At 61.6% G+C, this 25,529-nt stretch carries 16 protein-coding genes; 12 read left to right on the top strand and 4 right to left on the bottom strand.

Features of this window, described 5'->3' with window-relative positions; translation table 11 throughout:
• Positions 1 to 55 precede the first annotated feature (55 nt).
• From AC3IUA_RS10035 to AC3IUA_RS10025, 3 genes are read left to right on the top strand one after another with little or no spacing between them, the layout of a single operon-like run.
• On the top strand, positions 56 to 1,555 hold the full coding sequence (locus AC3IUA_RS10035) for an LTA synthase family protein (protein ID WP_489362295.1): 1,500 nt from the start codon (positions 56 to 58) through the stop codon (positions 1,553 to 1,555).
• Positions 1,548 to 2,159, top strand: a complete 612-nt coding sequence (locus tag AC3IUA_RS10030) for a GNAT family N-acetyltransferase (RefSeq protein ID WP_489360483.1) — start codon at positions 1,548 to 1,550, stop codon at positions 2,157 to 2,159. The genes AC3IUA_RS10035 and AC3IUA_RS10030 overlap by 8 nt, the downstream gene beginning before the upstream one ends.
• Before the next feature lie 11 nt (positions 2,160 to 2,170).
• Entirely contained in the window at positions 2,171 to 4,192 is a 2,022-nt protein-coding gene (locus AC3IUA_RS10025; protein ID WP_489360481.1) for a capsule polysaccharide biogenesis protein, read from the top strand.
• Positions 4,193 to 5,168: 976 nt separating this feature from the next.
• On the opposite strand, the gene AC3IUA_RS10020 is transcribed toward AC3IUA_RS10025, so the two are convergent.
• From AC3IUA_RS10020 to AC3IUA_RS10010, 3 genes are all read right to left on the bottom strand, one after another.
• Positions 5,169 to 5,627 carry an REP-associated tyrosine transposase gene (locus tag AC3IUA_RS10020; protein ID WP_489360479.1) on the bottom strand — a complete coding sequence of 153 codons (459 nt, stop codon included), beginning with the start codon at positions 5,625 to 5,627 and terminating at the stop codon, positions 5,169 to 5,171.
• 473 nt (positions 5,628 to 6,100) lie between these two features.
• The gene (locus AC3IUA_RS10015; protein ID WP_489360477.1) at positions 6,101 to 7,450 is read right to left on the bottom strand and encodes an aminotransferase class I/II-fold pyridoxal phosphate-dependent enzyme; all 1,350 of its coding nucleotides are present in this window, start codon (positions 7,448 to 7,450) and stop codon (positions 6,101 to 6,103) included.
• Positions 7,451 to 7,458: 8 nt separating this feature from the next.
• On the bottom strand, positions 7,459 to 15,033 hold the full coding sequence (locus AC3IUA_RS10010; protein ID WP_489360475.1) for an SDR family NAD(P)-dependent oxidoreductase: 7,575 nt from the start codon (positions 15,031 to 15,033) through the stop codon (positions 7,459 to 7,461).
• Positions 15,034 to 15,627: 594 nt separating this feature from the next.
• Between AC3IUA_RS10010 and AC3IUA_RS10005 the strand changes: the two genes are divergently transcribed.
• Complete coding sequence (locus AC3IUA_RS10005; protein WP_489360473.1) at positions 15,628 to 17,193, top strand: methyl-accepting chemotaxis protein; 1,566 nt, start codon at positions 15,628 to 15,630, stop codon at positions 17,191 to 17,193.
• Between the two features lie 569 nt (positions 17,194 to 17,762).
• Here the strand turns inward: AC3IUA_RS10005 and AC3IUA_RS10000 are convergent.
• Positions 17,763 to 18,452, bottom strand: coding sequence for an alpha/beta family hydrolase (locus AC3IUA_RS10000; RefSeq protein ID WP_489360471.1), 690 nt, complete (start codon positions 18,450 to 18,452; stop codon positions 17,763 to 17,765).
• Positions 18,453 to 18,552: 100 nt separating this feature from the next.
• Here AC3IUA_RS10000 and ccoN (AC3IUA_RS09995) point away from each other — a divergent pair, with 100 nt between their 5' ends.
• The 8 genes from ccoN (AC3IUA_RS09995) (at position 18,553) to ccoP (AC3IUA_RS09960) (ending at position 25,458) form a co-directional block, all read left to right on the top strand.
• On the top strand, positions 18,553 to 19,977 hold the full coding sequence (gene ccoN, locus AC3IUA_RS09995) for a cytochrome-c oxidase, cbb3-type subunit I (protein ID WP_489360469.1): 1,425 nt from the start codon (positions 18,553 to 18,555) through the stop codon (positions 19,975 to 19,977).
• A 10-nt stretch (positions 19,978 to 19,987) separates the two neighbouring features.
• A complete protein-coding gene (gene ccoO / locus AC3IUA_RS09990; protein ID WP_489360467.1) occupies positions 19,988 to 20,596 on the top strand; it encodes a cytochrome-c oxidase, cbb3-type subunit II in 609 nt (202 codons plus the stop codon).
• Between the two features lie 3 nt (positions 20,597 to 20,599).
• On the top strand, positions 20,600 to 20,809 hold the full coding sequence (locus tag AC3IUA_RS09985) for a cbb3-type cytochrome oxidase subunit 3 (RefSeq protein WP_489360465.1): 210 nt from the start codon (positions 20,600 to 20,602) through the stop codon (positions 20,807 to 20,809).
• Positions 20,806 to 21,759 carry a cytochrome-c oxidase, cbb3-type subunit III gene (gene ccoP, locus AC3IUA_RS09980; RefSeq protein WP_489360463.1) on the top strand — a complete coding sequence of 318 codons (954 nt, stop codon included), beginning with the start codon at positions 20,806 to 20,808 and terminating at the stop codon, positions 21,757 to 21,759. Before AC3IUA_RS09985 ends, ccoP (AC3IUA_RS09980) begins: the two co-directional genes overlap by 4 nt.
• Before the next feature lie 483 nt (positions 21,760 to 22,242).
• A complete protein-coding gene (gene ccoN, locus AC3IUA_RS09975) occupies positions 22,243 to 23,685 on the top strand; it encodes a cytochrome-c oxidase, cbb3-type subunit I (RefSeq protein ID WP_489360461.1) in 1,443 nt (480 codons plus the stop codon).
• Positions 23,685 to 24,293, top strand: coding sequence for a cytochrome-c oxidase, cbb3-type subunit II (ccoO, locus tag AC3IUA_RS09970; RefSeq protein WP_489360459.1), 609 nt, complete (start codon positions 23,685 to 23,687; stop codon positions 24,291 to 24,293). Before ccoN (AC3IUA_RS09975) ends, ccoO (AC3IUA_RS09970) begins: the two co-directional genes overlap by 1 nt.
• Before the next feature lie 5 nt (positions 24,294 to 24,298).
• Positions 24,299 to 24,484, top strand: a complete 186-nt coding sequence (locus AC3IUA_RS09965; RefSeq protein ID WP_003175465.1) for a CcoQ/FixQ family Cbb3-type cytochrome c oxidase assembly chaperone — start codon at positions 24,299 to 24,301, stop codon at positions 24,482 to 24,484.
• Positions 24,481 to 25,458 carry a cytochrome-c oxidase, cbb3-type subunit III gene (gene ccoP, locus AC3IUA_RS09960; protein WP_489360457.1) on the top strand — a complete coding sequence of 326 codons (978 nt, stop codon included), beginning with the start codon at positions 24,481 to 24,483 and terminating at the stop codon, positions 25,456 to 25,458. The genes AC3IUA_RS09965 and ccoP (AC3IUA_RS09960) overlap by 4 nt, the downstream gene beginning before the upstream one ends.
• Positions 25,459 to 25,529 lie beyond the last annotated feature (71 nt).

The following is a 25,529-nucleotide window of genomic DNA, read 5'->3' as shown; positions in this document are numbered from 1 at the left end:
CTTGAACGGTACTTTTTGCTGGGTGTTGTCGGTCGGGTTCCTGATCTCCTGCGCGATGGAAATGTTGCTGGTGCCGCGGCCCGTTTTGCGCAGGCCCCTGCGCAGTTGGTTGCTGCATGCCGGCGCCTGGTGTTTCGCGGTGGCCGCGCTCTACGCCATCACCGGGCGGCCGTTTTTCAGCGCGGTAAATGTGCTCGCGCTCTGGCTGTTGATCGTGCTGGTGAGCAACACCAAATACCACTCGCTGCGCGAGCCTTTCGTCTGCGCCGACTTCGAGTACTTCAGCGATGCGGTGCGCTATCCGCGCTTGTACCTGCCGTTCTTCGGCATCGGCAAGGCGGCGGTTCTGGCGCTGGGGTTTATCGCCTACCTGGCCTGCGGACTGTATTTCGAGCCGGCGGCCGCGGATGCCTTGCCGGTGGCGGCGGCCGTGCTGCTGGGCGGCGTGGTGCTGCTGGTCCTCGGTGGCTGGAAGCCGCTGCAACCGAGTTACGACGCCAGCCTGGATCTGACTCGCTGGGGCCTGGCCGGCAGTTTGTGGACCTACTTTTGCGCGGCGCGGCGCAAGGTGGTCATCGACGAACTGCACTCGCCGTTTGCCCTCGATCCGCGTCACGCGAATACGCCTTCGACCAATGCGGCACTGCCCGACCTGGTCTCGATCCAGAGCGAATCGTTTTTTGATGTTCGTCGGCTGTGGCCGGGCATTCGTGAGCAGGTGCTGGGCAACTATGACCTGTTGCGCGACGAGGCATTGGCCCAGGGCCGCCTGCAGGTCGCGGCCTGGGGCGCGAATACCGTGCGCACCGAGTTCGCCTTTCTCTGCGGGATTGCCGGTGACAAGCTCGGCGTCCATCGCTTCAACCCTTACCGCCACCTGGCGCGCCAAGGCTTGCCGAGCATCGCCAGCGAGATGAAGCGCAGGGGTTATCGCACCGTATGCGTTCATCCTTACGTCGGCAGTTTTTACGGTCGGGACAAGGTGCTGCCGGCGCTGGGCTTCGATGAGTTCATTGATGTCCGCAGCTTCAATGACGCGCAAAAGGCCGGGCCGTTTATCGGCGATTGCGCGGTGGCCGAGAAGATCATCGAGTTGCTGGGCGACCGCTCGCGCACTCAACCCTTGTACATCCACGCGGTGACCATGGAAAACCACGGCCCGCTGCACCTGGAAAACCTCGACGCGGCCGAGCTGCCGAGCTGGTTCGATCGGCCGCTGCTCGATGGCATGCGTGATCTGGGCCCCTATGTGCGACACCTGGGCAATGCCGACCGGATGCTCGGCCGCTTGCGCGACCACTTGCTGGCTCAGACCCATCCGGTCGGGCTGTGCTTCTTTGGCGACCATGTGCCGATTCTTCCGGATGTCTATGCCGCGCTGGGCGCTCCCGATGGCGATACCGAGTACTTCATCTGGAGCAATACCGCGCGCACTGCCAGCGCCCCCAAGGCCATGGCAGTCGAACATCTGGCCAAGACCTTCGTCGAGCAGCTGAGTCGAGGCAAGAGCGTCGTCAAACACGCGGGCCAGGCCCAGACAGAATCCCATGACTGAACAGGCGAACGCGCCGCTACGGATCGTCCTCGGCTCCAGCCTGCTGGAGCGCGACGAAGCGGTTGCGCGGCTGATCACTTCGGGGCGCGGCTCGCTGGCGTTTATCCTCGGCGATGAAGCCTGTCGCTACCGCTTGCTGGCCCGGTCGATCAATTGGGACCGGATTCTGCTGGCGTATCGAGATTCCTCTGCTCTGGGTTATGCCTCGTTCAAGCACCACCGGCGCGGGCCCTTTTCGCCGGGGCTGGAACCTTTCCGGCGGGAGTTCGGCTGGCTGAAGGGCGTATGGCGCTACGCGCTGTTCAGCATCGCCGAGAGCCGCGAGTGGTACTACGGGTTTTATCTGCATGGCTTGCGCGTGATCAAGCCGGCACGCCAGCAAGGTATCGCCACCGCGCTGCTGGCAGAGACCTTCACCCAGGCGCGGCAAGCCGGGTATGAGAAAGTCGAGCTGGAGGTCCAGCTGAAAAACCACTCGGCACAACAGCTCTACCTACAGCAGGGTTTCATCAGAGTCCGCACCACCCCGGTGAACTGGCTCGCGCGCCTGCTGCCCTTCCCGGCGGTGATCAACATGCGCCGTTCGCTGACTTCTCGACCATGAGCCGCCCTGAGATGAATCGATCCACCGCCGTTGTCGAATCGCTGGTGCCGGGCCCGGGCTGGGTCGGGATCATGTCGCAGTGGGTGCTCTGGAGAGTCTTTCACCTGACTCAGTTTCTCGGTCCGGAAGGCGCGCCCTTCTGGCTGTGGCGCCGAGGCCAGAAGCCGCCCAAAGGCCTCAAGGGCATTGCCGGGATTGGCTACAAGCGCTCATCGGATCATGCCCGTGTGCTCTGCAAGCGCTGGGGAATTCCTTACATCGCGCTGGAAGACGGCTTTCTGCGCTCGTCTTCGCTCGGGGTTGAAGGCGATACGCCGATGTCGATGGTGGTCGATCCGATCGGCATCCACTACCTGGCCGATCGACCGTCGCTACTGGAAAACATCCTGCAGCAGCCTGAGCAACTGAGCGCCGCCGAACTGGCGACGGCAGCGGAACTGATTGCGTTGATGCGCAGCAGTGGCATCGGCAAATACAACAATGCACCAGACCTGAGCGACGACGATCCGCTGGGGCGCGAGTCGCGATTGATTCTGGTGGTGGACCAGACCTATGGCGATTTTTCGATTCCCGGCGGTGGCCTCTGTGAGGCGGATTTCATCCGCATGCTCGACACCGCGCTGGCGGAAAATCCGGGCGCCGACGTGCGGGTACGGATCCATCCGGATTGCCTCAGCGGGCACAAGAAAAGCTGCCTGCTGGACGCCGCGATTGAGCGCGGGGTAACCCTGGAAAGCCGCAACCTGTCCTGGGCTTCGCTGGCCCGACGCGCCGCGCGGGTTTACATCGCCACCAGCCAGGCTGGCTTGGAGGCGTTGATCCAGGGCGTTCCGGTGACCTGTTTCGGCCTGCCCTTCTATGCCGGCTGGGGTTTGACCGATGACCGCCTGGCCATGCCGCGCCGGCAAGCCCGGCCCAGCCTGGAGCAACTGGTGGCGGCGGCCTACATTCGCTATTGCCGGTACGTCGATCCACTGACCGAGCAACTCTGCGATGTGATGACCGTGGCCCATCAGCTGGCCCGACAAAAGGCACAGGACACGCTGTTTGCCGGCCCATTGACCGTGCTGGGAGTGCCTCGGCGCAAGCAATCGAGTGTCCGGCGTTTCCTCACCAGTCGGTGGGGCAGTCTGGATTTTGCCCGGGACCGTAGCGAGCTGATGCCGCAGGTCGCACGCCAGGGCGGTAAATTGCTGGTATGGGCCACGGCCGAAGCGCACAACCTGCAGGCCCGGGCCGATGCCCATGGCCTGCCGCTGTGGCGCCTGGAACAGGGGTTCCTGCGCGTCAAAGGTGCGCGAGCCGGGTCGCTGGTTCTGGACCGAAGCGGGATTCACTTTGAGGCCAGTCGCCCGAGCGATCTGGAAACCGATCTGCAGCAGGGGGATTTTGATCCGGCCGTTCTTGCGCAGGCGCGTCGGTTGCGTGAGCGAATTGTTGCCAGGGTCGAGCCGATGGCTGAGCAGGTTACAGCCTCGTCAGGGCAGCGACGAATTCTGGTTGCGGGTCAGCTTGAAGACCCGTTGCTCAGCGACCTGCAGCTACTTGAACAGGTACGCGCCGCTGCACCGCAAGCCTGGATTGCCTACCAGCCGGCGACTGGCAAGCGCCTGGGTAACCAGGCTCGCGAGCAGGTCATGAAGTTTGCCGATCAGCTGGTGCCCGAGGGGGATGTCGCGCACCTGTTTGCGCAAGTTGATGAAGTCCATACGCAGGATTCGCTGGCGGGTTTCGAAGCCTTGCTGCATGAACGCGAAGTGGTGACCTATGGCGCGCCGTTCTATGCCGGCTGGGGGTTGACCAAAGACCACCACCCCCTGCCCCGCCGCACCCGCCGGATCACCCTGGATGAATTGGTCGCCGCCGCGCTGTTGCGTTACCCGCGCTACACCGACCGACGCATGAACCTGCCCTGCAGCGCCTGGCAGGCCCTCGAACACAGCACGGCCCAGGACAGCTCCTTTGCGCGCTACCACCAGGTACGCCGATACCTCAAAGGGATGTTTGCCGTTGGCCAGGTACAACAGGATTAGCCTACGGTCGGCGGGGGATTGGGTGAATCCGTGAAATTCGTGTGCCCGCAACCGAAGGATCGACATTCACCAGAATATAGCGGGTGTAACCGGTCGGCGTAGGAGCTGGCGCAGCCTGCGATCTTTTGACAATTTGAAGGCCGCCGAAGATCAAGATCAAAAGATCGCAGCCTGCGGCAGCTCCTACGGGGGTGGGTGAATCCGTGAGATCCGGGGGTGCGCGCAGTCCGGAGGGTTGGGTGAATCCGTGAAATTCGGGGTGCGCGCAGTCCGGGATTGGGTGAATCCGTGAAATTCGTGTGCCCGCAGCCGAAGGATAGACATTCACCAGAATATTGCGAGTGTACCCGGTCGGCGTAGGAGCTGGCGCAGCCTGCGATCTTTTGACGATTTGAAGGCCGCCGAAGATCAGATCAAAAGATCGCAGCCTGCGGCAGCTCCTACGGGGGTGGGTGAATCCGTGAGATCCGGGGGTGCGCGCAGTCCGGGGGATTGGGTGAGTCCGTGAGATCGGGGGTGCGCGCAGTCCGGGGGATTGGGTGAATCCGTGAAATTCGTGTGCCCGCAACCGAAGGATCGACATTCACCAGAATATGGCGGGTGTAACCGGTCGGCGTAGGAGCTGGCGCAGCCTGCGATCTTTTGACAATTTGAAGGCCGCCGAAGATCAGGATCAAAAGATCGCAGCCTGCGGCAGCTCCTACGGGGGTGGGTGAATCCGTGAGATCCGGGGGTGCGCGCAGTCCGGGGGATTGGGTGAATCCGTGAAATTCGGGGTGCGCGCAGTCCGGGATTGGGTGAATCCGTGAAATTCGTGTGCCCGCAACCGAAGGATCGACATTCACCAGAATATGGCGGGTGTAACCGGTCGGCGTAGGAGCTGGCGCAGCCTGCGATCTTTTGACGATTTGAAGGCCGCCGAAGATCAGGATCAAAAGATCGCAGCCTGCGGCAGCTCCTACCCGGGGGACAACGCTCAAAGCCACACGGCATCCCAAAGCGGGTAATCACCCACCTTGTTTACCAACCCGGCGCGTAGCGGGTTCATCACTATGTAGCGGGCCGCCGCTTTCACATCCTCATCCCGGCGCAGCGCCCTGTCGTGATAACCCCGCTGCCAAACTCGACCGCTACATCGATTCAGAGCATTGATCGCAAGACTGCTGCGCGACTTTACCCGGCACATCAGCTCAGCCAGCGTGCCGTGATGCAGTTGCACTAACCAGTGAAAGTGATCAGGCATCACCACCCACGCCAGCGACGTAGCCAGCTGACTTTCGTCCGCTTGCCTGAATTGATCGACCACCAGACGCCCCGAGCGCCAGTCGCTGAACACGGGTTGACGCTGATAGACCACAGCGGTCAGGAGATAAATACGATTGACTTCGGACAGACGTGCTTTACGCAAACGACATCCATTGGCGGCGATAGGCAATCCATTGCCCTCCTGATGGTCTATGACTCGGACAAAACTAGCTGGTTCTAGAGCGTTGGTCTGAGAAACCATTTTCAGGATATGTCGTATCTATTCGAAATTGTCGGCAGATCAAAAGATCGCAGCCTTCGGCAGCTCCTACGGGGGGGTTGGGTGAATCCGTGAATCCGGGGGACGCGGTCGGGGGATTGGGTGCATCCGTGAAATTCGGGATGCCGCGGTCGGGGAATGGCGTTAGCCGGATATGGCGGGTGTACCCGGTCGGGGGAATGGCGTTAGCCAGATATGGCGGGTGTACCCGGTCGGCGTAGGAGCTGCCGCAGGCTGCGATCTTTTGGCGATTTGAAGGCCGCCGAAGATCAGGATCAAAAGATCGCAGCCTTCGGCAGCTCCTACCCGGGGGATCGGTGTCATGCGTGAGAGTCAGGCCGCCGTCGCGGGCAAGCCTGCTCCCACAGGATCAGGATCAAAACCTACAATCGCTTCAACTCCTCGGCCACTGCAATCACGGTTTCGGCGATTTGTTGTTCGGTGTGCTGGCACGAGACGAAGAAACGCACACGGGCAGCTTTTTCCGGCACCGCCGGGTGAAGAATCGGCTGGGCATTGATACCACGGCGGGACAATGCGCCAGACAACTGGGTGGCCTTCAGCGAGCTGCCGGTAATGACCGGAATCACCGCCAGACCGGTGCTGGTTCCGGTGTCCAGCCCCGCCTCTTTGGCCAGTTGCAGGAATTGCCGGCCACGCGCCTGCAGGGTGGCAACCCGCTCGCCATCCTCACGCAGGCAACGCAAGGCCGCCAACGCGGCGGCGGCAACCGGGGCCGGCATGCCGACGCTGTAGAGAAAACCCGGGGCGAGGAATTTCAGGTGCTCGACCAGCGCCGCCTCGCCCGCGATGTAGCCGCCACAGCTGGCCAGGGATTTGCTCAGGGTGCCCATCCAGATATCCACATCCGTTCCGGCCAGGCCGAAGTGCTCGCGGATACCTTTGCCGGTCTCGCCCATGACGCCCAGCGAGTGAGCTTCATCGACCATCAAAAACACCCGGTGTTTTTTCCTCAGTTCGACGAAACGCGGCAGATCGGGATAGTCGCCGTCCATGCTGTAGATGCCTTCGAGCACGACCAATACCCGCTCGAAATGCTGACGTTGATCGCTCAACAAACGGTCCACGGCTTCCCAATCGTTATGGGCAAAGCTCAACCGCCGCGCACCGGATAACTGAATCCCTTGCAGCACGCTGTTGTGAATCAGCTCATCGTGCAGCACCAGGTCACGCGGGCCGAACAGGTAACCAATGGTGGTCACATTGGTCGCATGGCCGCTGACGAACGTAATGGCCTCTTCCACTTCGTAGAGCTGGGCAAGCTCGCGCTCCAGCTCACGATGGATCGGCCGATCGCCCGAGACCGGACGGCTGGCCGAGACAGACGTCCCGTACTGATCGATGGCCGCCTTGGCTGCTTCAGCCACAACCGGATGCCCTGAATACCCCAGGTAGTTGTAGCTGGCGAAATTCACATAATTGTTGCCTCGAATAACGGTTTCAGCGCCCGCCAGGCCTTCATGCAGCTTGAAAAACGGATTGGCCAGCCCGAAGCGCGCCGCACCATCGAGCATGACGCGCAACTGCTGGTACCCGGGATGCTTGTCGAAGCGATAAAACTGTTCCGGCACCTCCTGCAGGGCGCCTTTCACCCCTTGCAGCGAAGCGGCCGGGGTGACAGTGCTGGTCTGCCGCATGCGCTTTTCCAGGGCTTGCTGGATCAGCTTGTCTTTCATCGAAGTCGCAAGCCCTGGCGAAGTTTTAGTGGTCATAGTCCGGATCAGTTAATCAATCGAGTAGGTTTCAAGTCACGCAGGCCATCGCTCAGTTGGGCGAGGTCCTCCCCGGAAAGCTCGGCACCGTGGCGCGACAGTGCATCGGCCGCCAGCAACTGCAGGTTGGTCCCGGCATCCTGTTGCGCGTCATGCTCCTGGTTGCCGCGAAGCAACTCGAGAATCCGCCCGGTCAATTTGGCAATGCTCGAGGTTTCGCTCAATTCCATGACCGGCAAGCGAATGCCGAAGCGTTCCTCGACGGCCACTACCAGCTCGACGCTCATCAGCGAGTCCAGGCCCAGTTCCTGAAGCGGGCGGTTGATGTCCAGCTTGCTGGTCGGCAAGCGCAGGATTTCGCTGATTTCCTGCTTGAGCATTTCGCCGAACAGTTCAGTCAGCTCCTGGTCATCCATTTCCGCCAGCAGGCGCTGGATGTCATCCACGTCACTTTCGTCGTCCTGCTCGCCGCCATGCAACCGGGCCAGTTCGCTGAACTTCGGCGATCCGGCGGCCGGCAGGAAGCGCGACAGGGCTTTCCAGTCGAGCTCCAGCACCCCCAGCCCGGAACGCTGCTGCAACAGCAGCCGCTCAAGGGTGTCGAGGGCCACTTGCGACTGCAATGCGGCGCCGCCCATGCGACTTTGCAAAGCGTCCTTGATGTCCTGGTTGCGCGCGAGGAAACCGGCGTCGTCGATCGCGCCCCAGAGCACGCTGGTGGCCGGCAACCCATGGGCCAGGCGATGGCGCGCCAGGGCTTCCAGCCAATGGTTGGCCGCGACGTAGTTGGCCTGCCCGGGATTGCCGAACAAGGTGGTCGCCGAGGAGAACAACACGAAGAATTCCAGTTGCAGCTGCGCGGTCAACTCATGCAGGTATTGCGCGCCCTTGGCCTTGGGTTCCAAGACACGTTGCAGTTGTTCCTGGGTCAGGTTACGGATCAGCCCGTCATCGAACACGGTTGCCGCATGCACCACGCCTCGCAACGGGTTGCCACCCGCTTCGATCCGCGCCATGACCGCCGCCAGTTGCGCGGCATCGGTGATGTCGCACGCCAGCGCCTGGACTTCGATGCCCTGCTCGCTCCATGCCGCAAGCATCGGCTGCGCCTCTTGCGTCGCCGCGCCACGGCGGCCAAGCAGCACCAGGTGGCGAGCGCCTTTGTCGACCAGCCATTGCGCACTGCGCAGGCCAAAGCCGCTGAGGCCACCGGTGACCAGATAGGTCCCTGCGGCAGACAGCTGCAGGGTCTCTGGCTGACTGGCCGGCGCGGTGTATACGTGCTGGATCGGCGTGCGGTAGGTGACGACGATCTTGCCGATCTGCCGTGCCTGTTGCATGTAGCGGAAGGCTTCGACGACGTCATTGGCGTCGAAGGCGCGATACGGCAGCGGGCTCAGAATCCCGTCGCGGAACAGCTCCATCATTTCGCCGAACAGGCGCCGGGTCAGCTGCGGACGCTCGCTCATCAGCTGATCAGCATCGATGCCGAAGTAGCTGATGTTGTTGCGGAACGGCCGCAGGCCGATCTTGGTGTTCTGGTAGAAGTCGCGCTTGCCCAGTTCGAGGAACCGCCCGAACGGCTTGAGCACCCGCAGGTTGCGGTTGATCGCCTCACCGGCGAGGGAGTTGAGGACCACGTCCACTCCGCGTCCGCCGGTGACCGCCAGGATGTCATCGGCAAACGCCAGCGAGCGCGAGTCGAACACATGCTGAACGCCGAGCAGGCGCAGGAAGTCGCGTTTCTCGTCACTGCCGGCGGTGGCGTAGATTTCAGCCCCGGCCCATTTGGCGATCTGGATCGCGGCAATGCCGACGCCCCCCGCCGCGCCGTGAATGAGGATCTTCTCGCCGGGTTCCAGGCGCGCCAGGTAATGCAGCGCGTAGTAGACCGTGAAGAAGGTACTCGGGATGGTCGCGGCCGCTTCGAAGGACATGCCTTCAGGGATCCGCGCCACAGCGTTGGCATTGGTGATCAGGCGGTTGGCGAAGCTCGACGGACCAAAACCGACGACCCGGTCGCCCGGCTGGAAATCGCCTTCGACCTGAGCGCCCTTGCCGCGTACCACACCAGCAAATTCGAAGCCCAGGGTCGGACCGGAGAAGCCGTTTTCGATGGCTTCATCGGAGAGCAGGCCCAGTGCGTACATCACATCGCGAAAGTTCAGACCGGTGGCCTGGACTTCGATATCCAGCTCATCGCCTGCCGGCACCAGTGGCGCTCGGGCTTCCCACCGCAGATTACGCAGTTGTCCGGGCAGATCGAAGCCGAGTTTGACCTGCTCCGGCGCTCCTTCAAGGGCAGCGCTTGTCAGTTCATCGGGCTGGATTCGCAGACGCGAAACATAGCGCTCGCCGGTGGCAGTGATCGCGAATTCGGTCTCTTGATCGGCATTCAGCAGTGCCGGCAGCAGGGCTTCGACGCCCGCGCCTTCGGCCAGGTCGAGCAGCCGGACGCGGCAACCGACCGCTTCGTTGGCCAGGGTCCGACCGAAGCCCCACAGGGCCGAATCGGCAAAACCTTGCACGCTTCCGTGGCGCTGAGCGCTGCGCGGCAACAGCTGGGCGGCGGCGCCAGAAGTCAGCAACCAGCAATCCGGGGTTATCCCCACGGATTCGCAGGCCTGGGTGATCGCCGCGGCCAGCATGCAGCGGTCGGCCTGGGCATTGAGCCCTTGGGTGGCGAACAAGCCAGACAGCATCACGATATGTTGCGGTGCCGCCGGACCTTGACGCAATTGCGCGGCCAGCGACGTTGCCGAACCCGCAGCGATAAACGCCACCTCATGACCCTGCTCGCGCAGCGCCGAGGCCAGGCCTTGGGCCAATGGCGCTTCCGGGCCTTGCTCGCTGGCGACCAGCAGCCAGTTCTGCCGGGGCAAAACCTCGGCCTCGAAGGTTTTCTCCGGGTCCGCCGCGGCCACCAGCACATAGCTGCCAGACGCCGAGTGCGGAATGAACTCCAGAGGCTCGGAGACTTTCAGCTCGTGGCGACGCAATTCCTGTTGCCAGAAATCCGGCCGCTGTTGCACCGACAGCGCCTGCTGCGCAGGCCCGGCAAGCCACCAGCCCGGCTCGGCACCGAAGGTGAAATCGGCCCACAGCGCGGGGTGTTGCGCCAACAGCAGCAGTTCACCCTGGGCACAAAGCCGGGCGGCGCCATGACGCAGCCCTGCGCTGATGGTTTCCAGCGGCGCCAGGTCGGTCGGTGCGAGGACCAGATCGAAGCTGTTGCCCGGCAGCGCGGGCAATTGCGCAGCCTCGGCCAGATTGAGTATTTGCAGATCAGGGAAGTCGGCCTGGAGCATCGACACCTGATCAAGATCTTGCGCGCAGTACTGATAGTCGACCCGGTCGAAATCGAGGCTCGCGCAGATATCTACCGCCAGCGGTGCTCCGCCAAAACCGAGTTCGAGAATCCGCAGGCGCTGGCCTTCGGGCAGCACGCTCAAGCGTTGGGCGATGTGCGCCCGGACCGACGCCAACAGCGCGTGATAACCACTGGCGCCGAGCACCTGGCGGGTCAGCAGCGCTGGCGACGTTTCCCGAGGCAGCAGCTGTGCAATGTTCACCTGGCCGCTGAGCAGTGCCAGCAGATGGGTGCCGATCCGGCCTACCGAATGGATGATCTGGAAGTGTTCAGGGTAGCTGCGGAACAGCTCCTGCCAGATTTCCTGCGCGCTCGGGCGCTCGCCCTGGTCAGCCACGCGCCAGCAGCCGTCACCGACCGCGACCAGGCTGCCATCTTCCAGTGCCTGTTCGAGCAGGTGATCGAGATAACCGGACAGCGCTTGCGCTTCCTGGCACCAGGTCGAGCGTTGCTGCGAAGTCAGTTCACCGCCGAGCTGTTCGATGGCTTCCAACAGGAAACTGCCACACAGGCTGTCGAGCAGCGGATCGATTTCATTGGCATACCGCAGCAGCGCCGGATCATCGGCCACCGCCGCCAGGTGCTGTTGCAGCGCTGCGCCCAGCAGCGAATCGGCCAGCGGCAATGCGCGACCGGCGACCGACCAGGGTTTGGCAATCCCGACAAAGTCCACCAGCTTGAGGTCGCCACTGCGGTCCCTCTGCAGGCGCACGCCGCGGAAACGCGCATCCTTGATGCTGATGACCGCCTGGCCCTGAGCGTCATACAAGGTGAAGTCGGCCAGGAGTGAATGTTCCGAGCGGCGCACCAGCTGAACTTCGGCAAGGCAAGGCGGCTGGCTGCCGGCGGCGAAGGTGATCCGCCCGAGTTTCACCGGGATAAAGGCCAGGCCTTTGCGGTTGCTGAGGTCTTTGCTCAGCAGCTGGGTGATCAACTGGAAGGCACTGTCCAGCAGCGCCGGATGCAGATTCAGGGTCGGCAGTTCGGTCTCGATCACGCTTGGCAAGTTCAACCGCGCCAACACTTGATGGCCATCGATCCAGCCGCCGTCGATCGCCTGATACGCCGGACCGTAATTGAGGCCGACCGCCCGGGTCAGCGCCAGGTGCTCGGCCGAGGTGAAATCGACGGCGCGGGTCGGCAGCTCTGGAGCACTGCGCGCAAGCATCCCGCCGCGCGCTTCGCCCGGCAGTCTGGCGACGACGTGCTGGACCCACTGCTCGACCTGCGAGGTGCTGCGCGACTCGATGGAAACGGCGCCATCGGCGTTGTCGATCTGCACCCGAAGTTTCTTGCTGGAATCCGGATGGAGCAAGAGCGGACTGTGGATTTCCAGCTCTTCGATTTCTACGTACTCACCAGGTTGGTACTGCAGCGCCGCTGCCAGCGCCACCTCGGTGAAACCGGCGCCCGGGAACAACACGGCGTCGCCGACCATATGATCGCCCAGTGACGGGAACAGCTGGGTGTCCAGACGGTTTTCCCAGGTCAGCTCGTGCCCCGGCACCGGATAGCCCAACAACGGATGGACGCGGTCGCGGAACAGCTTGCCGGAAGTCTCGGGCGTATCGGCGTACCAATGACGCTCGCGTTGCCAGGCGTAATTGGGCAGCTGCACGAAACGACCGCTGCGCGGGAACAGGCACTGCAAATCGGTCTCGACGCCGGCGATCAAGACCTTCGCCACGGTGCGATCGATCAACTGCGGCGATTCCTCGGTACGCAGCAAGGTGGCAATGACCGCGCCTTGCAGTTCGTGACGGGCCAGGGCATCGGTGACGTAGGAACGCAGGATCGGGTGTGGACCGACTTCGACGAACACGTTGTAGCCGAGCTCGGTCAGCCCTTCACTGGCGGACTGGAACAGCACCGGGTTACGGATGTTCTGCCACCAGTACTCGGCGTCCAGACGCTCGCCGGCCAGCACGCCGCCGGTCACGGTCGAATACATCGGGATATGGCTGGCAACGGGGGCGATGTCGCTCAACGCATCGATGACCCGGTCGCGAATGACATTCATCGCTGGCGAGTGGAAGGCATAGTCCAGGCCCAGGCGCCGGACGAAGATCTGCCGCTCGCCCAGGGCCTGTTCCAGACGCTCGAGGCCGGCAACCGCGCCGGCGACGGTAGCGCCTTTGAAACTGTTCTCACCGGCGACCACCAGTTCGCTGTCGAGGCCGAGCTCTTGCAACAGGTTTGCGGTGTCCGCACCGGACAAGCCCACCGCGGACATCTGCCCGCAACCTTTGGTCAAGCCTTGCAGGCGACTGCGATGGTAGATAACCCGGGTCGCGTCGTGCAGCGTCAGTGCACCGCAGGCCCAGGCGGCCGCCACTTCGCCGACGCTATGGCCGATGACAGCCACCGGCGACAGACCTTTTTCGGCGAGCATGCGGGTGACGCCCACTTGCAGGGCGAACAAGGCTGGCTGGGCAATCTCGGTCAAGCTATAGCGTTCGTCACCATTCTCGCCCGCCAGTTCGGCGAGCAGCGAGTAACCCGACAGCGGCTGGAAAATCCCGTCGACTTCGGCAACCGCGGCGCGGAACACGCTGTCGGCGAGCAATGACTTGCCCATGCCCTGCCACTGCGAACCATTGCCCGAGTAGACGAAAACCGGGCCTTTGGGTTGTTCGAGGGCGGTGCCGCTTTCGACCACCGAAGACAAAGCCGAGACCGCGGGGTCCGCGGCGAAATCCACCAGTGCCTGGGCGCTCTCCTGCGCATCGGCGCCGAAAACCACCAGCCGCCGCGGATGCAAATCCCGGCCAAACAGCGCCTGATGGGCGACGTCGTAGAGGTTTGCCTCGGTGCTTTCGCTGATGAACTGCGCGAGTTGTTCCGCGGTGGCGGCCAACCCGGCGCTGTCCTTGGCAGTGACCATCAAGGGCACCGAACGAGCGCTGGCAACGGGTGCCTGGACAGCGACCGGGGTTTCATGGCTCTGCAGGATGACGTGGGCGTTGGCCCCGCCGAAACCGAAGGAGTTGACCCCGACCACCAGCTTGCCACTCGGCTTGAGCGCTTGAGTCTCGGTGACCACGCTGAGATTGAGCTCGGCAAACGGGATCTTCGGATTCAGCTTGTTGATGCCGATGGTCGCGGGGACCTTGCGTTCAATCACGCAGAACAGCGCCTTCATCAGACCGGCGACCCCGGAGGCCGCCTCCAGGTGACCGATGTTGCTTTTGATCGAGCCGATCAGCAGTGGTTGATCCGCCGGGCGCTGCTGGCCCAGGGCTTCGCCGATGGCCCGGCTTTCGATCGGGTCGCCGACCGGGGTACCGGTGCCGTGGGCTTCGAGGTAATCGATGTCGGTCGGGGCAATGCCTGCCGTGGCATAGGCCTGGGTCATCAGGGCAATCTGCGCATCGGCGCTCGGCACCGTCAGGCTGGACTTTCGGCCGTCGGTGTTGGCCGCGCTGCCGGCAACCACGGCGAGGATCTGGTTACCGTCGGCGATTGCCTTGTCGTAATCCTTGAGGAAGAACAGCCCGGCCCCTTCGGAGCGGACGTAACCGTCGGCGGACTCGTCGAACACGTGGCATTGCCCGGTGCGCGAGAGCATCGAGGCCTTGGAAAAGATCAGGAAGCCGAACGGGTGCAGATGAAGGCTGATGCCGCCGGTAATCGCCTGGTCGATGTCGCCATTCTGAATCGCCTGGCACGCTTGGTGGAAGGCAATCAGCGAAGAAGAACAGGCCGTATCGATGGCCATGCTCGGGCCTTGCAGATCGTAATAAAACGACAGGCGATTGGCCGCGATGCTTAAGGTACTGCCGGTGGCGGTAGCCGCTTCAATCGTGCCCAGGTCGTGGGCGAGGCGATAGGCGTAATCGGTGCTGGCGATCCCCAGGTACACCCCGCAGTCGCTGCCGCGCATGCTCGAGGGTTTGACCCCGGCGTTCTCGAACGCCTCCCAGCCCAGTTCCAGCAGCAGGCGCTGCTGCGGATCCATGACCGCCGCTTCACGGGGAGAAATATTGAAAAAGCCGGCGTCGAAGGTGGAGATGTCACCCAGGGAGCCCGAGGCGAAGGTATAGGAAGTCGCGGGATGGGCTTTGTCCGGGTGCAAGAACTCGTCTTTGGACCAACGAGAAAAATCCACCTCGGTAATGAAATTTCGCCCCGCCAGCAAATCCGGCCAAAAAGTTGCAGAAGTGGAGCCTGGAAAACGGAACGAAGCCCCTATAATTGCAACTTTCTTGTGCATTGCTAAATCCACCCTTTTTAAATTCCCGGCGATAAGACCATCACTTCGTATGATGGCTGAACGACAGTCAACATCCATTGACCCGATGGCTGGGAAAGTTATCTACATTTAATAAGTTTTGACTCTGATGATTCTAATAAACACTGGACAAACAATATTTCTTCAGACCCGCAAAAATACCCACCTGCTGTTTTCAGGGTCTATAGTATTGATTTGATTGACGCAATCATACGCTGTCAAGCCCGTAAAGGGGAACCCTGAAAAGCCGTGGAGCTGGACAAAACCGGCCTTCTCACGATGTCCGGGTCGTGGAATTTCGCGAGGTGCAAACGCGGCGAAAAATGCAAGCACTGATTGAGTCCAACTCAGTGCCGAGGTTGCCTCTATATACTCGCTGAACAGCGAGCGATCAAATATTGATCAATCTAATCAGCCGCACACAGTGCATGATCGCCCCAGCGGCGTTTTACCCGGCGAGCTGCAAGTTCCCCGTGCACTTCAGCGCGCGCTCCCCCCGGCGACGACTGAAAAATATTCTCAATAAAACCCTGTCACTGCCGACAACCTAACAAAACCTTGCGGATTGATAAAAACATGCGTAACAACCAGCCCATTACCCAGCGTGAACGCACCTTCCCCACTCAGCAACGGTTGATTTCCACTACCGATGCTAAAGGCGTGATCACCTACTGCAACGATGCGTTCGTTGAAATCAGTGGCTTTACCCGCGAGGAACTGGTCCGCGCGCCGCATAACCTGGTACGCCACCCTGACGTCCCGGCCGCAGTGTTCACTCACATGTGGAGTACGCTGAAGCAAGGCTTGCCATGGATGGGCATTGTGAAGAATCGCTGCAAAAGCGGTGACCACTATTGGGTCAACGCTTATGTCACACCGGTTTTCGATGGCAAACAGGTAGTCGGTTACGAATCGGTACGGGTCAAACCCAGCGCCGAACAGATCCGCCGCGCCGAAGCGCTCTACCAACGCATCAACCAGGGCAAGTCGGCGGTCCCGCAGAGCGACAAATGGCTGCCGGTGCTGCAAGACTGGTTGCCGTTCATTCTGGTCAGCCAGCTGGGCTTCCTGATTGGTATCTGGCTCGACTCGCACTGGGGCTTCGCCCTCGCGGCGGGGCTTTCGGTGCCGTTGGGCCTGATCGGCCTGAGCTGGCAGCAGCGCGGCCTCAAGCGCTTGCTGCGCCTGGCCGAACAGACCACCTCGGACCCGCTGATCGCCCAGATGTACACCGACAGCCGCGGTGCCCAGGCACGCCTGGAGATGTCGATCCTCAGCCAGGAAGCCCGCCTGAAAACCTGCCTGACCCGGCTGCAGGACACTGCCGAGCACCTGAACGACCAGGCACGGCAATCCGATGCTCTGGCGCACAAGAGCTCTTCCGGGCTTGAGCGCCAGCGGGTCGAGACCGAGCAAGTGGCGACCGCCGTCAACCAGATGGCGGCCACCACCCAGGAAGTTGCCAGCCACGTACAGCGCACCGCCGACGCCACTCAGGAAGCCAACCGCCTGACCAGTCGCGGTCGCGACATTGCCGGCGAAACCCGCGAAGCCATCCAGCGCCTGTCGGTGGTGGTCGGTGAAACCGGCGACACCGTGACTCAACTGGCCAAGGACAGCAACGAAATCGGCGGCGTGGTCGATGTGATCAAAGGCATCGCCGACCAGACCAACCTGCTGGCGCTGAACGCGGCTATTGAAGCCGCCCGCGCCGGCGAAATGGGCCGCGGCTTTGCGGTGGTCGCCGATGAAGTGCGGCAACTGGCGCAACGCACCAGCGAGTCGACCGGGCAGATCCACAGCCTGATCGCCAAGCTGCAACAGACCGCGAGCACCGCCGTGCAAACCATGGACGCCGGCCATCGCCAGGCCGAAGAAGGCGTCGCCCGGGTACTCGAGGCCGACCAGGCCCTGGTGGGGATCAGCGAAGCGGTGGCCCACATCACCGACATGACCACCCAGATCGCCGCCGCCACCGAAGAGCAAAGCGCAGTGGCCGAAGAAATCAGCCGCAACATCAGCACCATTGCGCTGTTGGCCGATCAGACTTCGGAACAGGCACAAAGCTCTGCACTGCTGAGCGAAGAACTGACGCGCACGTCGAATACCCAGTATTCGTTGGTGGAGCGGTTTAATCGGTAACAGGGTGGTCAGGTGTTAATAGAAAAAACCGGAACGTTAAACTTCCGGTTTTTTTGTGGGCATCCTCCAGGATCAAAAGATCGCAGCCTTCGGCAGCTCCTACCCGGGGGATGGGGTGAATCCGTGAAATTCGTGTGCGCGCAGCCGAGGGTTCGACATTCACCCGGATATTGCGGGTGCACCCGGTTGGCGTAGGAGCTGGCGCAGCCTGCGATCTTTTGACGGTTCTGGAGATTGCCAGAAGCAAGATCAAAAGATCGCAGCCTTCGGCAGCTCCTACCCGGGGGATTGGGTGAATCCGTGAAATTCGTGTGCGTGCAGCCGAGGGTTCGACATTCACCCAGATATTGCGGGTGTACCCGGTCGGCGTAGGAGCTGGCGCAGCCTGCGATCTTTTGACGATTTGAAGACCGCCGAAGATCAGGATCAAAAGATCGCAGCCTTCGGCAGCTCCTACGGGGGGTTTGTGTAAACCCACCCCATGGCGGGTGCACCCGGTCGGCGTAGGAGCTGGCGCAGCCTGCGATCTTTTGATCTTGATCTGCGATGGCTGCTCGCGATGCGGGATCTCACAGGAGAAATCCGGACACCCTATTGGCCGTCGACGTCAAATGCTGCTCATGGGTAAAACTCGATGCCTTCAATGGCTTCAAATCATGATCAGCCGCCACCAGCCAATACACCTCGATACTCGGCGCCAATTCATATCCTTCTACCGCTGCACGATTCCCCAACGCATCCCGCTCGCCCTGCACGATCAAGGTCGGGGTCTTGAGTTCGGCCAGATGCGCCACTCGCGGCTTCTCGGGTTTACCCACCGCATAGAACGGATACCCCAGGCATACCAGCGCATCCGCCTTCAATTCGTCCGCCAGTAAACTCGCCATGCGCCCGCCCATGGACTTGCCGCCGATGGCCAGGCGCCCAGCGACATGACGCCGCACCCGGGCATAAACCTCCCGCCAGCATTCCAGCAGTTTCGGCGCCGGATTGGGTGGGCGCTTGCCGCCGTCCAGGCGTCTTTGCGCCATGTAGGGAAACTCGAAACGCAACACGCTGACCCCCTGCGCGGCAAGGCGTGCAGCCATGTCGTTCATGAAGTCACTGTCCATCGGCGCACCGGCACCGTGGGCGAGGATCAGCGTGCGCGGCTCGCCTGTCGCAGCCGCTGATTGCGCGGCGTTCCACAGCCAGCCGTGGTCCGTCACACACCGCAGCCATTGATCCCCGTCAATACTGGCCTTGTGCTCTTTGTCCATGCTTGCCTCGCTTTTAGTCTGCCTATAACTCCAGAAGAAGTGAGCGCGCCATTGCCGTGCGCCATCGCTCTCACTTCAGCTGAACCGTGGATGGGGAACCATGAACACTTCTATCAGTACCGCCTACAACTATAAGGTGGTCCGCCAATTCGCCATTATGACGGTGGTGTGGGGCATCGTCGGCATGGGGCTCGGGGTTTTTCTCGCTGCTCAATTGGTCTGGCCCGAACTCAACTTCAATTTGCCGTGGACCAGCTTCGGCCGTCTGCGTCCGTTGCACACCAACGCAGTGATCTTCGCCTTCGGCGGCTGCGCACTGTTCGCCGCGTCCTTCTACTCGGTCCAACGCACCTGCCAGACGCAACTGTTTGCGCCGAAACTCGCCGCGTTCACCTTCTGGGGCTGGCAACTGGTGATCCTGCTGGCGGCCATCAGCCTGCCGCTGGGTTACACCAGTTCCAAGGAATATGCCGAGCTGGAATGGCCGATCGATATCCTGATCACCATCGTCTGGGTCGCCTACGCGGTGGTGTTCTTCGGCACCTTGATGAAGCGCAAGACCAAGCACATCTATGTCGGTAACTGGTTCTTCGGTGGATTCATCATCACCGTGGCGATCCTGCATATCGTCAACAACGCCGAACTGCCGGTCAGCCTGACCAAGTCCTACTCGGCGTATGCCGGTGCGACCGATGCCATGGTCCAGTGGTGGTACGGCCACAACGCGGTGGGCTTCTTCCTCACCGCGGGCTTCCTCGGGATGATGTATTACTTCGTGCCGAAACAGGCCGAGCGTCCGGTGTACTCCTATCGCCTGTCGATCGTGCACTTCTGGGCACTGATCACCCTGTATATCTGGGCCGGTCCGCACCACCTGCACTACACCGCGCTGCCGGACTGGGCACAGTCGCTGGGCATGGTGATGTCGCTGATTCTGCTGGCGCCGAGCTGGGGCGGGATGATCAACGGCATGATGACCCTGTCGGGCGCCTGGCATAAGTTGCGCAGCGACCCGATCCTGCGCTTCCTCGTGGTCTCCCTGGCGTTCTACGGCATGTCGACCTTCGAAGGGCCGATGATGGCGATCAAGACGGTCAATGCCCTCTCCCACTACACCGACTGGACCATCGGCCACGTACACGCCGGCGCTCTCGGTTGGGTGGCGATGATCTCGATCGGCGCGCTGTACCACATGATCCCGAAAATCTTCGGCCGCCCGGCCATGCACAGCCTCGGCCTGATCAACGCGCACTTCTGGCTCGCGACCATCGGCACTGTGCTCTACATCGCTTCGATGTGGGTCAACGGTATCGCCCAGGGCCTGATGTGGCGCGCCGTCAACGAAGACGGCACGCTGACCTACTCCTTCGTCGAAACCCTGGTGGCCAGCCACCCGGGCTTCGTCGTGCGGCTGGTGGGCGGCGCGGTCTTCTTGAGCGGCATGTTGCTGATGGCTTACAACACCTGGCGCACCGTGCGCGCAGCCCAGCCTGCCGAAGTCGCCGCTGCGGCGCAGATGGCCTGAGGAGTCCGCCATGAAACACGAAACAATCGAGAAAAACGTCGGCCTGCTGCTGTTATTGATGGTGCTGGCCGTGAGCATCGGCGGCCTGACCCAGATCGTCCCGCTGTTCTTTCAGGACGTGACCAACAAGCCGGTCGAAGGCATGAAGCCCTACACCGCGCTGCAGCTTGAAGGCCGCGACATCTATATCCGCGAAGGCTGCGTCCAGTGCCACTCGCAGATGATCCGTCCGTTCCGCGCCGAGACCGAGCGCTACGGGCACTACTCGGTCGCCGGGGAAAGCGTCTGGGATCACCCGTTCCTCTGGGGTTCCAAGCGTACCGGTCCGGACCTGGCCAGGGTCGGCGCCCGCTACTCGGATGACTGGCACCGCGCGCACTTGTACAACCCGCGCAACGTCGTGCCGGAATCGAAGATGCCCGCCTACCCATGGCTGGTCACGGCAGCGGTCGACAGCAGCCACACCGAAACCAAGCTGCGGGTGATGCGCACCCTGGGCGTGCCGTACACCGATGCCGACATTGCCGGTGCCAATGACACGCTCAAGGGCAAGACCGAGATGGACGCACTGGTCGCTTATCTGCAAGTGCTTGGCACTGCGATCAAGAGCAAGAGGTGAGCCATGGGTTTTGAACTCGATACTGGAATGATCCGCGGCCTTGGCACGCTGGTGGTGATGATCGCCTTCATCGGCCTGTCGCTCTGGGTGTTCAACGCCAAACGCAACCCCGGGTTCGCCCAGGCGCGGCTGCTGCCGTTTGCCGACGAACCTCTGGCGAGCGCCCTTCAACCTGATGAAGCCCAACCTGCAACAAGGAGCATTCGGCCATGACCACCTTCTGGAGTACGTGGATCTGCGTACTGACCATCGGCAGCCTGATCGGTCTGACCTGGCTGCTGATCGGCACACGCAAGGGCGAGACCAAGGGCAGCGTCGACCAGACCATGGGCCACAGCTTCGACGGCATCGAGGAGTACGACAACCCGTTGCCGCAGTGGTGGTTCATGCTGTTCGCCGGAACCCTGGTGTTTGCCGTGGGTTATCTGGTGCTTTATCCCGGCCTGGGCAACTGGAAAGGCATCCTGCCGGGCTATGAAAACGGCTGGACCGGCGCCCATGAGTGGGAAAAGGAAATGGACAAGGCCGACGCCAGGTTCGGGCCGATCTTCGCCAAATTCGCGGCCATGCCCGTGGAAGAGGTGGCCAAAGACCCGCAAGCGCTGAAAATGGGCGGTCGTCTGTTTGCTTCCAATTGCGCGGTTTGCCACGGCTCGGATGCCAAGGGCGCGTTCGGCTTCCCGAATCTCGCCGACAGCAACTGGCGCTGGGGCGGCAGTGCCGACACCATCAAGGAGACCATCATGGGTGGACGCATGGCGGCGATGCCGGCCTGGGGCGAAATCCTCGGTGAAAACGGCGTGAAGAATGTCGCGGCTTATGTGCGCCATGAACTGGCCGGCCTGCCATTGCCGGCCGACAGCAGCGCCGATCTGCACGCCGGACAGCAAGCGTTCAGCAGCACCTGCGTCGCGTGCCACGGCCCTGCCGGGCAAGGTGTCCAGGCCATGGGCGCGCCGAACCTGACGCAGCCCGCGGGCTTTATCTATGGCACCAGCCTGGCACAGCTGCAACAGACCATTCGCCATGGTCGTCAAGGCCATATGCCAGCACAGACCGAGCTGCTCGGTAACGACAAGGTGCAACTGCTGGCAGCCTACGTGTACAGCCTGTCTAGCGACGCTACCGACGAACAGAAACTTGCCCAGGGTAAAATCCAGTAAGGGTCAATTGCTTTGCTGCCGCATCCGCTCAGGATGCGGCAGTTCCCTGCCTCTACGCGACCAAGTGTCGCACCCTCCGATAGTCCGCCTTCCCAGTCTCAGGATTCGGGTCTAAGCTTTCCCGTTGGTGGACTCGCACGCGCCGGTCACAGCCCAACTGTCACCGCTGCGTTCAACGATTCTGCTCGATGACAGGCCGTAAAGGCCGGTTTATACCGGCTACCGTGCAGGTTGCCACCTGTCAGCTACTCCCTGGCTTCAACACACCCGGTTACATCTACCCCGTAGCCTTGGTCTTTTTTCATCCACTGCGACAATTGTCCAAGGACAATTTTGTCCTTACGCGGAGCATGGAAAGGCCGCAGAATCAGCGCCGGAAAGAATTGACCGAGGTCATGGCGCGTTGCAATGACACCCTGCTTTCTCCATACTTGCGACCGATTTTTTACTCCTAATAAAACACCCAAACCGTGGAACCTTAGAATGAGCACAGCAATCAGTCCGACTGCTTATAACTATAAGGTAGTCCGCCAGTTCGCCATCATGACGGTGGTCTGGGGGATCCTTGGCATGGGGCTCGGTGTCTTCATCGCCTCACAGCTTGTATGGCCGGAATTGAATTTTGGCCTGCCGTGGACGACTTTTGGACGCTTACGCCCGTTGCACACCAACCTGGTGATTTTCGCCTTCGGTGGTTGTGCTCTGTTTGCCACTTCTTATTATGTCGTGCAGCGAACCTGCCAAACGCGACTGATTTCCGACAGCCTCGCCGCCTTCACCTTCTGGGGTTGGCAAGCGGTGATCGTCGGCGCGATCGTTACCTTGCCGCTGGGTTACACCACCACCAAGGAATACGCGGAACTGGAATGGCCTCTGGCTATTCTGCTGGCCATCGTCTGGGTCACCTACGGTCTGGTGTTCTTCGGCACCATCGTCAAGCGCAAGACCAAGCACATCTATGTGGGTAACTGGTTCTACGGTGCCTTCATCGTCGTGACGGCCATGCTGCACATCGTCAACCATGCGTCGCTGCCGGTCAGCTTCTTCAAGTCCTACTCGGCCTATGCCGGTGCGACCGATGCGATGATCCAGTGGTGGTACGGCCACAACGCCGTGGGCTTCTTCCTGACCACCGGCTTCCTGGGGATGATGTACTACTTCGTGCCGAAACAGGCCGAGCGTCCGATCTACTCCTATCGCCTGTCGATCGTGCACTTCTGGGCGCTGATCACCCTGTACATCTGGGCCGGTCCGCACCACCTGCACTACACCGCGCTGCCGGACTGGGCTCAGTCGCTGGGCATGGCGATGTCGATCATCCTGCTGGCGCCAAGCTGGGGCGGCATGATCAACGGCATGATGACCCTGTCGGGCGCCTGGCATAAGCTGCGCACCGACCCGATCCTGCGGTTCCTGGTGGTCTCCCTGGCGTTCTACGGCATGTCGACCTTCGAAGGTCCGATGATGGCGATCAAGACCGTCAACTCGCTGTCTCACTACACCGACTGGACCATCGGCCACGTACACGCCGGTGCCTTGGGCTGGGTAGCGATGATCTCGATCGGCGCCATCTACCACATGATCCCGAAACTGTACGGTCGTGCGCAGATGCACAGCACCGGCCTGATCAACACGCACTTCTGGCTCGCGACCATCGGTACCGTGCTCTACATCGCTTCGATGTGGGTCAACGGCATTACCCAGGGTCTGATGTGGCGTGCAATCAACGATGACGGCACCCTCACCTACTCCTTCGTCGAAGCGCTGCAAGCCAGCCACCCTGGTTTCATCGTTCGCGCCCTGGGCGGTGCGTTCTTTGCCAGCGGCATGCTGTTCATGGCCTACAACGTATGGCGTACCGTACGTGCCTCGAACCCGGCTGAAGCCGACGCCGCCGCCAAGATTGCTGTAGTTGGAGCTCACTGATGAAGCATGAAGCAGTCGAGAAGAATATTGGCCTGCTGGCCTTCTTCATGGTCATCGCCGTCAGCATCGGCGGCCTGACCCAGATCGTTCCGCTGTTTTTCCAGGACGTCACCAACAAGCCGGTCGAAGGCATGAAGCCACGTACCGCGCTGGAACTGGAAGGCCGCGACATTTACATCGCCAACGGTTGTGTCGGCTGCCACTCGCAGATGATCCGTCCGTTCCGTGCCGAAACCGAACGTTATGGCCACTACTCGGTAGCCGGTGAAAGCGTCTGGGATCACCCGTTCCTGTGGGGTTCCAAGCGTACCGGTCCGGACCTGGCCCGGGTCGGCGGTCGTTACTCCGATGACTGGCAGCGTGCGCACTTGTACAACCCGCGCAACGTCGTGCCTGAATCGAAAATGCCGGCTTACCCGTTCCTCGTGGAAAACAAGCTCGACGGCAAAGACACCGCGAAGAAAATGGAAGTCTTGCGCGCGCTCGGCACCCCTTACACCGACGAAGACATTGCCGGTGCGCAGGATGCTGTGAAGGGCAAAACCGAAATGGACGCGCTGGTGGCCTATCTGCAAGGCCTGGGCACCATCATCAAAAGCAAACGGTGATTTAGATGGATATCGGGATGATTCGTGGCCTGGGCACCGTTGTCGTAATGGTTGCCTTTATCGGCCTGGCGCTGTGGGTATTCAGCCCCAAGCGCAAGTCCGAGTTTGAAGACGCGACCTTGCTGCCTTTCGCGGATGATCCCGAAGCCATCAAGCACGTCGAGCAAGCTTCTAGGAGTAACAAAGAATGACTACGTTCTGGAGTCTGTACGTCACAGTCCTCAGTCTGGGTACCATCTTCGCCCTGACCTGGCTGCTGCTGTCGACCCGTAGGGGGCAGCGCGCCGAACAGACAGATGAAACGGTTGGCCACTCCTTCGACGGGATCGAGGAGTACGACAACCCACTGCCGAAATGGTGGTTCATGCTGTTCGTCGGCACCATCATCTTCGCCCTCGGTTACCTGGTGCTCTACCCGGGCCTGGGTAACTGGAAAGGCCTGTTGCCGGGCTACAACTACCTCGACAACGAGAAGCAGACTGCATTCGCCAACGGCCAGTCCGGCTGGACCGGCGTGCATGAGTGGGAAAAGGAAATGGCCAAATCGGACGCCAGGTTCGGTCCGATCTTCGCCAAATTCGCTTCCATGCCAATCGAAGAAGTGGCCAAGGATCCGCAAGCCCTGAAGATGGGTGGCCGTCTGTTCGCCTCCAACTGCTCGGTCTGCCACGGTTCCGACGCCAAAGGTGCCTATGGCTTCCCTAACCTGACCGACGCCCAATGGCGTTGGGGCGGTGAGCCGCAAGCCATCAAGACCACCATCATGGCTGGTCGTCACGCGGTGATGCCGGCCTGGGCCGAAGTGATCGGCGAGCAAGGCGTTGCGGACGTTGCCGCGTTCGTCCTGACCAACCTCGATGGCCGCAAGCTGCCGGAAGGCGCCAAAGCCGACCCGGTTGCCGGCCAGAAGCTGTTCGCCGCCAACTGCGTAGCGTGCCACGGCCCGCAAGGCAAAGGCACCCCGGCGATGGGCGCACCTGACCTGACCCACCCGGCGGGGTTCATCTACGGTTCGAGCTTCGCTCAACTGCAGCAGACCATCCGCCACGGTCGCCAGGGCCAGATGCCTGCCCAGGAGCAAATGCAAGGGAACGACAAGGTTCACCTGCTGGCCGCTTACGTCTACAGCCTGTCTCACGGTGAGAAGGCAGCGGACGCCGAGTAAGGCAAACGCTTGATCGCAACAACAAACGGCCCCGCCAATGAAGATTGGCGGGGCCGTTTTGTTTTGAGCCG

This window comes from Pseudomonas sp. KH_050 (assembly GCF_057838875.1).
Note: the sequence above shows the minus strand (reverse complement) of the source record. Positions and strands in the feature narration are given on the sequence as shown.

Excerpts from the sequence above, each read along its gene's own strand:
- AC3IUA_RS10000 (WP_489360471.1), bottom strand. The coding sequence starts at position 18,452 with ATGGACAAAGAGCACAAGGCCAGTATTGACGGGGATCAATGGCTGCGG.
- AC3IUA_RS10025 (WP_489360481.1), top strand. The coding sequence starts at position 2,171 with ATGAATCGATCCACCGCCGTTGTCGAATCGCTGGTGCCGGGCCCGGGC.
- ccoP (WP_489360457.1), top strand. The coding sequence starts at position 24,481 with ATGACTACGTTCTGGAGTCTGTACGTCACAGTCCTCAGTCTGGGTACC.
- ccoO (WP_489360467.1), top strand. The coding sequence starts at position 19,988 with ATGAAACACGAAACAATCGAGAAAAACGTCGGCCTGCTGCTGTTATTG.
- AC3IUA_RS10015 (WP_489360477.1), bottom strand. The coding sequence starts at position 7,450 with ATGACCACTAAAACTTCGCCAGGGCTTGCGACTTCGATGAAAGACAAG.
- ccoN (WP_489360461.1), top strand. The coding sequence starts at position 22,243 with ATGAGCACAGCAATCAGTCCGACTGCTTATAACTATAAGGTAGTCCGC.
- AC3IUA_RS10005 (WP_489360473.1), top strand. The coding sequence starts at position 15,628 with ATGCGTAACAACCAGCCCATTACCCAGCGTGAACGCACCTTCCCCACT.
- ccoN (WP_489360469.1), top strand. The coding sequence starts at position 18,553 with ATGAACACTTCTATCAGTACCGCCTACAACTATAAGGTGGTCCGCCAA.
- AC3IUA_RS09965 (WP_003175465.1), top strand. The coding sequence starts at position 24,299 with ATGGATATCGGGATGATTCGTGGCCTGGGCACCGTTGTCGTAATGGTT.
- AC3IUA_RS10010 (WP_489360475.1), bottom strand. The coding sequence starts at position 15,033 with ATGCACAAGAAAGTTGCAATTATAGGGGCTTCGTTCCGTTTTCCAGGC.
- AC3IUA_RS10035 (WP_489362295.1), top strand. The coding sequence starts at position 56 with ATGGAAATGTTGCTGGTGCCGCGGCCCGTTTTGCGCAGGCCCCTGCGC.
- AC3IUA_RS09985 (WP_489360465.1), top strand. The coding sequence starts at position 20,600 with ATGGGTTTTGAACTCGATACTGGAATGATCCGCGGCCTTGGCACGCTG.
- ccoO (WP_489360459.1), top strand. The coding sequence starts at position 23,685 with ATGAAGCATGAAGCAGTCGAGAAGAATATTGGCCTGCTGGCCTTCTTC.
- ccoP (WP_489360463.1), top strand. The coding sequence starts at position 20,806 with ATGACCACCTTCTGGAGTACGTGGATCTGCGTACTGACCATCGGCAGC.
- AC3IUA_RS10030 (WP_489360483.1), top strand. The coding sequence starts at position 1,548 with ATGACTGAACAGGCGAACGCGCCGCTACGGATCGTCCTCGGCTCCAGC.